At 40.5% G+C, this 12,889-nt stretch carries 14 protein-coding genes and 2 pseudogenes; 4 read left to right on the top strand and 12 right to left on the bottom strand.

The genetic code is table 11. The features are described 5' to 3' along the window. From PN470_RS02935 to PN470_RS02925, 3 genes and pseudogenes are all read right to left on the bottom strand, one after another. Positions 1-1,036 (bottom strand): annotated as a pseudogene (locus tag PN470_RS02935) (AAA-like domain-containing protein); the annotation flags it as partial. A 79-nt stretch (positions 1,037-1,115) separates the two neighbouring features. After that, positions 1,116-1,535 (bottom strand): type II toxin-antitoxin system VapC family toxin, encoded by a 420-nt coding sequence (locus PN470_RS02930; RefSeq protein ID WP_002756819.1) that lies wholly within the window; start codon positions 1,533-1,535, stop codon positions 1,116-1,118. Continuing rightward, complete coding sequence (locus PN470_RS02925; RefSeq protein ID WP_002756821.1) at positions 1,532-1,816, bottom strand: hypothetical protein; 285 nt, start codon at positions 1,814-1,816, stop codon at positions 1,532-1,534. Before PN470_RS02925 ends, PN470_RS02930 begins: the two co-directional genes overlap by 4 nt. Positions 1,817-1,892: 76 nt before the next feature. Between PN470_RS02925 and PN470_RS02920 the strand changes: the two genes are divergently transcribed. Further along, on the top strand, positions 1,893-2,483 hold the full coding sequence (locus PN470_RS02920) for a Uma2 family endonuclease (RefSeq protein WP_103112592.1): 591 nt from the start codon (positions 1,893-1,895) through the stop codon (positions 2,481-2,483). Positions 2,484-2,742: 259 nt separating this feature from the next. On the opposite strand, the gene PN470_RS02915 is transcribed toward PN470_RS02920, so the two are convergent. Beyond that, positions 2,743-3,945: a glycosyltransferase family 4 protein gene (locus PN470_RS02915; protein ID WP_103112593.1), complete on the bottom strand. Its 1,203-nt coding sequence runs from the start codon at positions 3,943-3,945 to the stop codon at positions 2,743-2,745. A gap of 13 nt (positions 3,946-3,958) precedes the next feature. After that, positions 3,959-5,059: a chorismate synthase gene (gene aroC, locus PN470_RS02910; protein WP_103112594.1), complete on the bottom strand. Its 1,101-nt coding sequence runs from the start codon at positions 5,057-5,059 to the stop codon at positions 3,959-3,961. A gap of 241 nt (positions 5,060-5,300) precedes the next feature. Here aroC and PN470_RS02905 point away from each other — a divergent pair, with 241 nt between their 5' ends. Together PN470_RS02905 and sfsA are read left to right on the top strand one after the other, a co-directional pair. Next, a complete protein-coding gene (locus tag PN470_RS02905; protein ID WP_232306221.1) occupies positions 5,301-5,489 on the top strand; it encodes a hypothetical protein in 189 nt (62 codons plus the stop codon). Positions 5,490-5,569: 80 nt separating this feature from the next. Beyond that, positions 5,570-6,289 (top strand): DNA/RNA nuclease SfsA, encoded by a 720-nt coding sequence (sfsA, locus tag PN470_RS02900; protein ID WP_271937554.1) that lies wholly within the window; start codon positions 5,570-5,572, stop codon positions 6,287-6,289. A gap of 129 nt (positions 6,290-6,418) precedes the next feature. Here sfsA and PN470_RS02895 read toward each other — a convergent pair whose 3' ends face one another. The 7 genes from PN470_RS02895 to PN470_RS02865 form a co-directional block, all read right to left on the bottom strand. Beyond that, positions 6,419-7,030 (bottom strand): NYN domain-containing protein, encoded by a 612-nt coding sequence (locus PN470_RS02895; RefSeq protein WP_016516428.1) that lies wholly within the window; start codon positions 7,028-7,030, stop codon positions 6,419-6,421. A gap of 21 nt (positions 7,031-7,051) precedes the next feature. Next, complete coding sequence (locus tag PN470_RS02890) at positions 7,052-7,720, bottom strand: energy-coupling factor ABC transporter ATP-binding protein (RefSeq protein ID WP_103112595.1); 669 nt, start codon at positions 7,718-7,720, stop codon at positions 7,052-7,054. A gap of 156 nt (positions 7,721-7,876) precedes the next feature. Next, entirely contained in the window at positions 7,877-8,134 is a 258-nt protein-coding gene (locus PN470_RS02885; RefSeq protein ID WP_002773470.1) for a hypothetical protein, read from the bottom strand. Between the two features lie 264 nt (positions 8,135-8,398). Beyond that, positions 8,399-10,012: an HsdM family class I SAM-dependent methyltransferase gene (locus PN470_RS02880; protein ID WP_271937558.1), complete on the bottom strand. Its 1,614-nt coding sequence runs from the start codon at positions 10,010-10,012 to the stop codon at positions 8,399-8,401. Then, on the bottom strand, positions 10,005-10,259 hold the full coding sequence (locus tag PN470_RS02875; RefSeq protein ID WP_271937560.1) for an AccI family restriction endonuclease: 255 nt from the start codon (positions 10,257-10,259) through the stop codon (positions 10,005-10,007). Before PN470_RS02875 ends, PN470_RS02880 begins: the two co-directional genes overlap by 8 nt. A 236-nt stretch (positions 10,260-10,495) precedes the next feature. Next, positions 10,496-12,262 carry a DUF262 domain-containing protein gene (locus PN470_RS02870; RefSeq protein ID WP_271937562.1) on the bottom strand — a complete coding sequence of 589 codons (1,767 nt, stop codon included), beginning with the start codon at positions 12,260-12,262 and terminating at the stop codon, positions 10,496-10,498. A 93-nt stretch (positions 12,263-12,355) separates the two neighbouring features. Then, positions 12,356-12,490 carry a hypothetical protein gene (locus PN470_RS02865; RefSeq protein WP_271937564.1) on the bottom strand — a complete coding sequence of 45 codons (135 nt, stop codon included), beginning with the start codon at positions 12,488-12,490 and terminating at the stop codon, positions 12,356-12,358. Between the two features lie 261 nt (positions 12,491-12,751). Between PN470_RS02865 and PN470_RS02860 the strand changes: the two are divergent. After that, positions 12,752-12,889: pseudogene (locus PN470_RS02860) on the top strand (photosystem II D2 protein (photosystem q(a) protein)); the annotation flags it as partial.

The raw sequence follows: 12,889 nt of genomic DNA, 5'->3' as shown, positions 1-12,889 counted from the left end.
TGGGGTTAGAAATAACTAATCCCCCCATCGGATCACGTCGTAATAATCCTAAATCTATTAAATATTGCCTATCATCTGCTAGGGTATCGGGTAAGGTTTGCCCTGCTAAAATTGGTTCAATAATGTTTTTAACTCGTTTTTATCTGAGTCTTTCCGCTAAACTATCTAAATGAGTATCTTGACGAGCAATTAATATCTCCTTAACTGTTAAGATATGTTCTTTAGTAATAGCAATAATTCTATTTTTTACCATTTTTTCTACAATTTCTTTAGCTAAAGCATTGACTAGCCAAGGTTGTCCTTGGGTTAAATCATAAGCTGTTTCTATTGCTTCTGATGTGAAAATTTGTCCAGTTGCTGCTGTATGTTGTTGATATAATTCTCCCACTTCTTCGAGATTAAAATTTCTCATAGTCAGAGAAGCAACTTTGATATTAAAAGGACTGGATGTATTTAATCTATCACTACCTCCCGATGCTACTTTATAATCTCTCACATCTCGTAAACCAATTAATCCTACTGACGAGGGAAAATTTTCTGGACGTTTAGGAAAACCATCTCTTAACTGTCGTAAAATAGAAATTAATGTTTGGTCTTGTAAAGAGTCAGTTTCATCTATAAATAATACTATGGGACGATTGATAGCTTTTGCCCAACCTCTTAAAAAAGCCTTAATTCTGCTTCCTGGTTCTTCCTGTTGCCATTGTTTAGCAGCTGGTTGTAATTCTTCTGGTAAACTATCCTCAATTGTATTATACCATGCCCCTAAAATTGCTAATTCTGCGGCAGTAGGATCATGATTAAATGCACTTCCTACTTCTACAGATACCATGACTGCGGCATAATTTCCAGTATCAGTCAATTGTTTTGCTAGGGATAACATAGCGGTGGTTTTCCCCGTTTGTCGTGGTGCGTGAAGGACAAAATAACTACGTTGTTGAATTAGCTCCTCTAAATCTGGTAATCTGACTGTGGGAGAGAGCATATAGTGGATATCGTCTGAACAGGGACTTGCAATATTAAACCAGCGAGTCATAGAATTTTGGTAATAGATGAACTCTTTAAGTTTAGACATTTTTTATGCTCCCGATACATTATTAAAACCACTAAATTTGCTAATGAGAGTTGGTTAATTCGGCAATTAATTGTTCAGGAGTGATAATTCGTGGTGTGACAATGGGGAAATCTTGAGGATTACGGGTAATAATTGCATCCAATTTATTAACTACCGCAGTAGAGTATTGAATAGAATCTTCAAAATCCTGAAAATTGGTTGTGAAAGCCATTATAATTGCAGCCTGATTTACTGTAGCAATTTGACAAAAAGTAATTAACTGCTTTAAATAAGTAAGCGTCCAATCTCGACCTCTTGCCTTACGGATAATATAATACAAATCACTAAAAGTTGAGGCGGAAATATAACCTGCAATTGTGCCTTTTTCAATTAGTGATAAAACTTGTTCACTTGCATTCCAAAAAGGTTCTCTTTCTAAGGCATTATCAATAATGATATTAGTATCTATCAGGATTTTCACAGGTTATATTTCTCCTTTAAATATTCATATTTAGCTTGATCTGGATCAAAGTCTGCCGGAATGGCAGGGGCATTTTCAAATAAACCCTGAAATGCTTTGATCCTAGATTTTCTTTTTGGTGCTTCTGGTGCTGGTTCAGTGGTTGGGGTTGTGGTATGATCAAGGGTATCTGTGGCTGCCCAAACTACAATTTCCACGTTTCCGGGGGGTAAATTCAGGGGTTCGGTAATCAGCAAGTTACCAGATTGATCAATTTTTCCTTTGAGTTTGTATGCTTGCATGATGTTTTTTATGATACTCTGTTTTTATATCATATCATAGTCAACAAAATTCACGCTCTAAATTTGGGTTTAAATTATGATAACTACACTCATTGAACGAGAAGCAGAACCAATTTTAATTAGTGACTTAACCTGGAGAGAATTTAAAGCTGTTGAACAGCTAATCGATCGCCCAGGGTTAAAGTTATCTTTTTTAGATGGAGTTTTGGAGATTAGAAAAATGCCAGGGAAAAAACACGAAACTATCAAAGAACGTATTGGTGCTTTACTAGAAATTTATTTAGAATTTTTGGGATTAGATTTTACTCCTACTGGTTCTGTCACCTTAGAAAATGAATTTGAAAAGGTTAAAAGAGAAGGTGATAAATCCTATGAGTTGGGAGCAAATAGAAAACATCCTGATTTAGTGATTGAGGTGGTTGTTAGTAGTGGAGGAATTAATAAACTGGAAGCATACAAACGGTTACAAATCCCTGAAGTTTGGTTTTGGATGAACGACGAGTTATTGTTTTATAGTTTAGGAAATGAGGGACATGAGGCTGTTAGTAAATCGCAACTTTTACCGAGTTTAGATGTAGGTTTATTGATGCATTGTATTAACACAGAAAATCATGCTCAAGCACTGCGGGAATTTAGATCAGGGATAAAAATTATTGAATCAACATAACAATATAAAATGGTAATTTTTTCTGCTTATATAAAGATTATGGGTTAACTTAACAGTTGCAGAATGCCGAGAATTAAATTCTCAATATTCCATCACAAGGGAACAAGTTTTTAACCGTTTCATCGCCTCCGTATTATTAGAAGAAAGACGAGCAGGTAATATTCCTGCTTGGGAAGGAATTAGGATTGTAAGAGAAAGAATTTAATAGCGATATGAATCCTTTGAAAGACAGTATTTTTTTGAAAATGCTCTCATTTCATCAACTCAATAACCAATCTAGATGATTCTGTAAACATTGCTTGAGGTCGTAGCGTTGCTTGATAGTTTCCCTGGCATTTAAACGCAGATTTTGCCAACCCTGGGGATAATCTAACACTTCATCCACGCGATCGGCTATTTGTTGGGGAGAAAAGAAATCCACTAATAAACCATTTTCCCCATCGGTAATTAATTCTCGCACGGGGGGAGTATCGGAACCAATCACGACGCAACCCATGGCCATAGCCTCTAACATTGACCAGGACAGCACAAAAGGACGGGTAAGATAGATATGGGCCGCCGATGCCTGTAAAACCTGTTTATATTGACCGTAGGGCAGAGAACCGGTAAAATGCACCCGGGATAAATCTAAAGAAAGGCTTTCTAACATCAATTGTTTATAGGTTTTGCCGTCCGGTAGAGTTTTTCCATAAGCGACTCGATCCTCCCCGACAATCACCACATGACAGTTAGGCCGACGGGCTAAAATTAGGGAAACAGCCGTCATAAATTGGGGAAAACCGCGATAGGGTTCCATTCCCCGGGTTGCATAGGTGACAATCTCCTTAACACCGGATAAATCTAAACCTATCTCTGGAATGACTAACTGCACATCGGGACGGGGACAGAAATAGTCCGTATCGATGCCATCGTGTAAAACCGTCAGTTTCGAGTGAAATTCGCTGGGAAATTGTTGTTTTTGCCAGATAGTCGGCGATAAACCTCGATCGCAACTGACCAGATCGATGAGGATCGTCGCATTTTTAATTCTAATCCGGGCCTCGGCATCAGCATTAAGGGGATCCGCCGGATCAAAATCGGCATCGGAACCATGGGCATGATAAAACCATTCAAAATAGGCTAAAAACTTAGTTTTCGGGAAAATATCCTTGATAAATAGGCCCGGCCCCCAGCCAGAATGTGCATAGACAATATCGGGATAAAATCCTTGATTTTTCAGTTGTTGGCAAACACCATAAACCGCTTGACCTTGTAAAACCGCACTTTCAAGGGGACGGACATAATGATGGGTTTGGGGAGAAACAGCGCGACTTTCCTTGTAAATAAATTTTTTTACCCCCGCTATCTCTCCCTGCTGCCGGGTAGTGCCGAAAATCACTTGATTTCCGGGGTCTTGAGCCAAAACCGTGATTAAATGGCGAAATTGGGCGGGAAAATTGGAATGAAGGAATAAAAATTTCATCGCGGGTAAAGGTTTAGAAAAAGCGATCGCTAATCGTACATTGTCCCTGAAAACGGAGCAGATGATCGCATAATACCAAAGCCATCATCGCTTCCACCATGGGGACCGCTCGGGGTAAAACGCAAGGATCGTGTCTTCCTTTGGCTGCCAGGGTGGTTTCTTCCCCGCTGCGCGTCACGGTTTTTTGTTCTTTACCGATAGTCGCGGTCGGTTTAAAAGCGGTGCGGATAATAATATTTTCACCGTTACTGATTCCCCCTTGGATGCCCCCCGAACGATTGCTATTGGTGCGAATTTCCCCGTTATCATCGATAAAATACTCGTCATTGTGTTCGCTGCCGGTTAAGAAGGTTCCCGCGAATCCCGATCCGATTTCAAATCCCTTACTCGCGGGTAAGGACATCATCCCCTTAGCTAAATCGGCTTCTAGCTTATCAAAAACGGGTTCTCCTAGACCTTTCGGCACATTTCTGGCTACACATTCCACCACACCGCCGATCGAGTCCTTATTCAGGCGAATTTGGTCGATCAGGGCGATCATTTGGGCGGCCGTTTCCCCGTTGGGACAACGCACTATATTACTTTCCACCTCGTCGAGGGTGACGGTGTTGGGGTCGATGATTGCCTCAATATCTTTAATTCGCTTCACATAACCGATAATCTCGACATTATAGACAGATTTAAGGATTTTTTTAGCGATCGCTGCTGCGGCCACCCGGCCGATGGTTTCCCGGGCCGAGGATCTGCCTCCTCCTTTCCAGTTGCGAATGCCGTATTTTGCTTCGTAGGTGGCATCCGCATGGGAAGGTCGGAATTTCTCGGCCATTTCGTTGTAATCTTGCGAACGAGCATCCTGATTCCGCACTAGAATAGCGATCGGTGTACCGAGGGTTTTGCCGTCAAAAACGCCCGAAATTATCTCACAAATGTCATTTTCTCGACGCGGGGTCACGATTCTGCTTTGTCCCGGTTTGCGACGGTCTAAATCGATTTGTATCTCCTCTTCGGAAATTTCTAAGCACGGAGGACAACCATCGATAACCACTCCTACCCCACCCCCGTGAGATTCTCCAAAAGTGGAAACCCGAAATAGTCGTCCGAAAGTGTTACCCATAATCTCAATATCTACTAAGCCTCAAGCTTTTATTGTACCTGAGCGGTTATCAGTTATCAGTGATCAGTTATCAGTTATCAGTTATCAGATGTGAGTTTTTAGTGGACAGTCTTAAGTAGAAAATTGCCGTTTTCTTGTCACTGATGCCATTTTTCAAAAGTAATCGCAGAGATGGTTAATTTCCCTTACCCCCACAACCAAAGGGAGAGGGGAGTAAAATGCCGGCTCTCTTATTCTTTGTGTGATAAGTTTAACTTATATAAGACCGATCAATCTTTGTGTCCTTTGTGTTTTTGTGGTTCGTTCCATTTGCTCGCCAGCAGGAATGTATTTTAGAATACATTTTACCCACCAAACCCAAGAGAGTAAAATGCCTGCTACGAATAAAGGAAAATACTATGATTACTGTTTACTGATCACTGTTCACTGATAACTGAAAGGTCTCCTGTCTTCAGGTTAAGCTCCCAAAAAAAGGCTATTCTTTACCTTATATTCCTCGGCGAAAATTTGATGACTTCTTTGTTAGTTCACACATACCCTTCTCTTGTCAAGGGTATTTTAATTAAACGTTACAAACGCTTTTTTGCCGACATACAACTGGACAACGGAGAATTAATTACGGCCCATTGCGCTAATACCGGACCGATGACCGATGTATGCGTAGAAGGTCAACCGGTTTATCTTTCTCGCAGTGATAACCCGAAGCGAAAATTAGCTTACACCTGGGAGATGATTCAACTGGGGGAGACTTGGGTGGGAGTTAATACCAATCTTCCTAATCAGGTGGTGAAAAATGCCCTGTTGCAAGGGGTTTTTCCCGATTTGGTCAAAAATGACACCGAAGTGCGATCGGAAGTGGCCTACGGTCAAAATAATGGCAGTAGAATTGATTTTCTTTTGACCCATGAGGATAATTCCCTCACCTATATCGAGGTTAAAAATACCACTTGGAATCAGGGAGAAACGGCACTTTTTCCCGATACTGTCACCACGCGGGGACAGAAGCATTTACAGGAATTAATGGCTTTATTGCCGGCAGCGGAGGCGATTATGCTCTACTTTATTAATCGGGGTGATTGTGACCGGTTTGCTCCGGGGGATAGTAAGGATGCTAAATACGGGCAGTTATTGCGTCAAGCAGTGGCTAAAGGAGTCAAGGTTTTATCCTGTCGCTTCCAAGTGACACCCACGGGAATTTATTATTTAGGTTTGGCAGAATTGCAGCTGTGAAACGAGTAGTTTAGATCGGCCGGCTTTTGACAAAATCCCCTGAACCGCAACTGACCTTGAAAAGCTTAGAGACACAGTTACCTGTGCCTCTAATGGGGATTTTTGTCGATACATATTTGAGGTAATTTGTCAAGGTTTTTGATAACTAATTCCGTGGCGCATTTTCTCTAATTTCTGTTGCACCTGAGCATCGAGAGAATGGAATAAAAAACGCCCTTTGGGACTTTGAGAAGAACTCTGGGATTTTCTCAGACGACGACCGGTTAAATCCACCTCGACTTCCAGACGTTGAGCGGAAATCCAGTGGGCCCCATAACCCATAACGGTCATTTTTTGGGCATTATCAGAGGTAGCGACGATAATCCGTCCGATAGCTGGGGCGCGATCGTGCCAAAAATCGGCGCAGGTTTTCTCGATATAGGTGTCGGCGGTTTGAGCGTGAGCGGTAAAATAAACCGATAAATGGTTAGTGTAGCGTTCTTGGCTGCCGGGGGTATCTTGAAGGTAGGAATCGAAGACGATTTGGGTTTGATAACCCTGATGGTGGGTGTAACCGATTAGGGTTTCAATTAACTTGTCTCGCGCCGGTTCGAGACCGTGGCGATCGCTAATTTTTTTCAGGGACGGCCAAGCACCGATGACGTTGTAGCCGTCAACCAGCAGAAGGGAACGATCAGAAGAATTAACCATGGCTTTGAGAGTAATTGGTGTAGCATTAAGGGCAGTTCTAAAAAACAGCATCCTAATGATATTAACAAAAATTTAGGATTCTCCCGCCGCACTTGCCAATAATCTCGCTTTTAATTCTAGGGCATTTCCCTGATCCGTTACCTTACCCTCCTCTAACAAAAATGCCCCATCGCTGTAATCCAATTCCTCCAGGCGATGCGTCACCCAAAGGGCTGTAATCCCTCGGTTTTTGACCAATTTCTGCACTTGAGAGACTAATTCTAACTGGGTATCCCCATCCAAAAGGGCGGTGGGTTCATCAAAGAGCAAAACCTCGCAATGACGAGCTAAAGCCCCCGCAATGGCGATTCTTTGCTTTTGTCCGCCACTGAGAGCATAGATCGGTCGTTTTTCCATTTCTAATAAATTCACCGCCCCTAGGGATTCCCGCACCCGCGCCCGAATTGCCGGCGTGGATAAACCCTCGGATACCAACCCAAAAGCCACATCTGCCCCCACTGTTGGCATAACTAACTGATGGTCGGGATTTTGAAAAACAAAACCGAGGGGGTTAGGTATCTCTATTTCCCCGCGACTAGGTTTTAATAATCCCGCTAAGAGCCGCAGCAGGGTTGATTTACCGCTGCCATTTGTCCCCAACAACATCCAAAATTCCCCTCTAGGAACTTGCAAAGAGCAGCCATTTAATACTGATTTCCCATTCGGCCAGCTAAACCAGAGGTCTTTTACTTTTATAGTCATGAATTATCAGTTATCAGTTATCAGTTATCAGTTATCAGTGATCAGTTTTGAGTTTTGAGTTTTCAGTGGAAAGTGTTATCTAGGCGGTTGCCGTTTTCTTTTCACTGATTACTGGTTACTGCTCACTGATAACTGATTAAAGAACTATTCTGTGGCTCAAGCGACAAACCCCGGCGCTCTACCAGTGGAGGCAGCCCCGGATTTTTGTGACACAATCACCGCACTGATCTGATCGCTCAAAACCGCCACCTTTTTATCGGTTTGTTTTTCGCAGGTTAATTCTAATAATTCTGGATTCGGCGATCGCATAGAGTTAATAATTGTTTGATACAAAGCATCTGCTCCTGCTTCTTCCTTACGCTGCAAGGAAATGGGGATGGGGGAGAGTTTCAGGGTAATATCGATCGAATACATAGTTTAGCGTTCCCTTCCAAAAAACAAGTCAAAAACCATTGTATAGCAGGGCTTGGGTGTTGGGGTTTTAGGGTATTAGTGATCAGATGTGGGTTTTCAGTTCACTGATTGCTGTTCACTGTGGGGATAACCCTAGCATCATAACCGATTGACTTTCATTCAGTAGTCGGTGTGCAGAGACGTTGTTAGCTGGCAATCACTTGCTTGAATGAATGTGCATGGTGCGTTCCCCAAAAATCTATCGGTGCAGCAGTAGGATCCAGATTAGGGAACGCACCCTGCATCGATAGCGATCGCACTATGGAGCGCAGCGGAATTGCCGTCCGCTGCAGCGCATTGTTGGGAGTCCATAAGTCTTTTGATCAGAGCATTACTCATTAGAATTGCTTTTTGGTGATCATTTTGTGCAATACTAATTACTTCTTCAGCATCTTCATCACTGATCATTTCAAGTTGTTTCTGGCTTGGACATAGGCTATCGTTCAAATCCCTTGGTTCAAACTTGTCTAATTCATCACCATAACTTCGTTTATTTATTTTTATTATTTCCTGTCCAATATCACTGAGCAAATACACAAATAATTTATTAATACATTGTTCTCCGAATTTATTTGGATAAAAGGAATGAAAGCAGGTAAAATTTATTGCTGTTGTGAAATTGCGTATTACTTTTAACCTGCCCCTGCTAAAGACGCCGAATAAAATTGGAGCCGGTTTTCTCTTTTCAATTTTGTACCAGGTGTTCCTTGTTTTTGTAAGATACCTCTCATGGTATCCCAATTTTTCGCCTTCTTTTATGTAATTTCGTATTTCAGAGTTGTCGTGATCTTTTACATCTAAACAATGGACTGGCTTATCCTCATTGTATAGTATATTAAAATCATGCTCAGTAAATACTGCTTTGCGGATTTGAGAGCTTTTTGTAATACACTTACAAATATTATTATCACTCAACTTCCGTTGCTCAATTTTTGATTTTTTTAACGCAAAAAATTCATTTGCGCCAGTAGCAATACCTCTCGTAAACGTACCGTATAGGGACAACTTACAGAAGCCATTTGGAGATACTTGTTCAGTGAACAATGATGAAATGATAGGTGTCCACTTTTGGTTGTATGGTAAATTCGATGGTTCGATTTCCCACTGATAGAATTTACTAATATCAGATATTTTATCTATTTCATCACTTTTTTTGATCTGTAAAATTTTAATGGTTTCTTTTTTTCCGTCATTTTTACAAAGAAGCACACAAACGGTTGTCGTTGCCTCTGGGAAAATTTCTTTTTCATTGGCAAAGATTATTATTTGCTTCAATAAATGATTTTCAAGGAGACTTTTTTTGATTTCTTTTCCGTAGCCAGTATTAAAAAACTCAAAAGGCATAATATACGCCAAGTTACCATTGATTTTAAGTTCTCTTAAAGACTTGACAAGGAATACGGAAGAGATATTAGAGTAACCGATAAGTTTCTTACCTATTTTTTCTTCAATTTTTGGTAATATATCATGACGCTTAAGAAATTTCTGAAATCGCATATATGGTGGATTACAAATGATACCGTCAAATTTTTCAGTTTCAGCTTCGAGGTAATCACTATTGATAACTCTCAAATAAGGACTGTCACCATTACGATTGAGAAACTCAAATATATTTCTATCAATCTCATATCCAATGAAATGTACTTGATTACCTGAAGGTATTTTTATTGCTTCATCATAAAAAACGCCTAAGCCAAACGCTGGGTCTAATACTGTTTCTGGATTATCTTTTAAAACCCACTGTACCATGAGGCGAGCAACGCACATAGGTGTAAAAAACTGACCGTAATCCTTCCTATGATTAAGTGGAGTTTCAGCTATATATTTTAACTCACGCATTAATAACATCCCTTAGAAATATTTTATTATCAAGGTATCCCTTGCCGCCTGCAAAAGTCACATAAAAAAGCAGACGACCCCTGTCTAATTCTTTCAGAGCCGATTTATGTTCAGGCATATCAATTTTTCCAAGGACTTCTTTCCCAATTTGCACATTGATCTTGATCGTAGTTTTACCTTGATTTTTTACATCTCTTTCTATTGAAAAATTATTTCCATCATTGTTATCGTTTGAGACCAGTGCCAAAATATCCTTGATTGTAAATTTTCTTAAATTGCTGCCTTATCTGGCATTATACCTGATCTGAATCTACTGCGAGACAATCGCTTGCGTTAAAACAAAATAAGGCGCGTTACATTTTATTAACGCACCCAAAAAGATCGGAGATCACACTCGTTGCAATGTGCTCCCTTACAACGCATTTCTAGAGATTTTACCCCTTGTGTAACCCATTAAGGAAGGGAGGAAGACCCTCCCTTTTTTCATTCCAAAGCCGCACAAAGACAAAGCTCACCATATGCTATCAAATCTTCTGTCTGTAGAAATTCTAAGAACTTGTCTAAAATTTTCTGGGTACGATCAATTACTTGTTTCTCTTCAAATTCGCTGTAACCAATGAGATCAGCTATTTCAGCAATTCTACTCGCATCTTTGTTTTTTCCTCCTCGCCTTTTACCGCTGTATATTTTCTTCTTATCTTCGAAGCGATAATCAGAAGCCCTAATATTTATACTAGCCTCAAGTAATATTTTGTTGCCTAAAGAATCAATATTCGTCTCCGATTTGAGTCCGTTTTCTATTTCTTGGCGCTTCTTCGAATAAATATGCTCTAAGTGGTAAATTTCCTTAACATCAAGAAGCTGTTGATTTGGAAATGTGAAGGCATACCATGTAATCAGGGAGCGAGTGATGCTCCTTTGATTAGTAAACACATAGTTTTCAAAGAATGAGCGTGTTTGCACATGGTTGAATTTGTACTTAGAAAAAGTTGCATCAGTACCATTTACAATGTTAACCATCTCATCATATATGGGGGTACGCAACGCATTTACGCCAGGGTTTGTAACAGCATAAGCAAATATGAAGGCTGTAATTCTATCTAAAAACTTGCTGAACTTTGTATCTTCCAACATCCCATCATCTGTTCTGTTCTGCAAAAAATACACTGATGTTATGTTCTGCCACATACTATTAGGTGCATAGTTTAACACAAAAAGCTTCTTAAGAATATTTTCAGAAAATCGGTTTTTGTCTTGGTTAAAAACGCTTTCCCAAAATAGGGCAAGAGCTTTTAGCTCGTCAATTGTATGGCGTTGTTTTAGATACTGATACTTATTGCGTTCATAAAATTTTCGCAGAGCTTCAGTTGTTGAGCTTTTGTTCCCTTCTTTAGCACGCAAAAAATACATATAACGTGCAAATAGCTCATCCATTGGTGTGCCAGTGATTGGTTTGAACACCGAGCCTGTTATTTCTTCAAGCCTTTTCCATTCAGAAATAAACTCATCTTTATTGCCGAGCGTGCTATAGTATTTGTAGAATTGAGCCTTGAATATGTCTGCATCTGATAGTGGTAGACCACGATCATTAAGCGTCGAAAAAATACGAAGAGCCGTGTCTTGTGACTCTGCTTCAATAGGCAGAAAGATACAATTACCTAAAGTACGAGCAGGTAAATAAGGGAACAAACCAGGAAATTCTTGCAAAAAATTGTCAATCTTTTTCTGAAAGAATTGATAGTTTAGGATATATTGACTCTTGGCACCTTGTTTAACTATTCCTGTACGTAGCAGTTCAAGTAATTCTTCTTTGTCATTATCTGTGGCGACATCCGAATCAATTTTTAGCGTATTCTTATCGGCTGTGCCGAAAGTATCCGTTTTCCAGATGCATTTCTCAATGCGATCACGAGTACGTATTGAGTTTGTATCCTGCATATTGGCGAACTTATCATAGAATGCTCGCAACATAAGCATTAGGGTTGTAAGCCGCTGCTGGCCATCAATAACCTCTGACTTACCATTTTCGTTTTTATAAGTAACAATAGAACCAAGAAAATACTCTTCATTCTCATCAAATGCTTCGTAGTTATTGTCAGGGAAAGAGAATAAAAAAATATCATCCCACAACGTTTGACATTGCTCTTCATTCCAAGCATAAGGACGCTGGTAGTCGGGTATGAGAAAATCAGCTTTTTTGTCTGACAATAGCTCAATAATCGTTTTTTGATCTACATTGAGTTTTGACATCTTATTCCCTATTGTTGAGAAGCCTAACTATTAATTATACTGCTCCCTGCGGTCGAGCAACCTCCTCTATTATAGTATCCCACTTCCATCGGTCTAACACCCCTTAATAGGACTTAATAGCGCACCGTGCGGTTTAATCACCTCAATTTGGGGATAATTACCGCACAGAGGTGTCCAGCATTCCACTAAAGACGTGAAGACGACAATACCAAGCAATTGAGGCGGCATATCTCCCCATCTCCCCAAACCCCCCCGCAACGCGCACGAAGTGGTCTCCTCCCGCAACGCCCAGCAAGTGGTCTCCCCGAAAAATTTTAGATTTTCTTAAGATCGACCCAAAAAACATTAGCCATTTTTTCCAATATAGTGTAAGTTAAGAAAAGTAAAGATTTCTCACAATTCTTCAACACATCTGCTGGCCTGCTCGGATAGATGGAGAAGAGAGCGCGGAATCTTAGCAATAATATACATTTTTCGGAGAAAACCCCCATGACCATTGCTGTCGGACGCGCCCCAGAAAGAGGGCTGTTTGATGCTCTCGATGACTGGCTCAAAAGAGACCGTTTCGTCTTCATCGGTTGGTCTGGTTTACTACTCTTCCCCTGCGCCTTCATGGCCCTAGGTGGA

The organism is Microcystis sp. CS-574 (genome assembly GCF_028329095.1).
GTDB lineage: Bacteria > Cyanobacteriota > Cyanobacteriia > Cyanobacteriales > Microcystaceae > Microcystis > Microcystis ichthyoblabe_A.
This window is presented reverse-complemented; position numbering and strand designations above follow the sequence as displayed.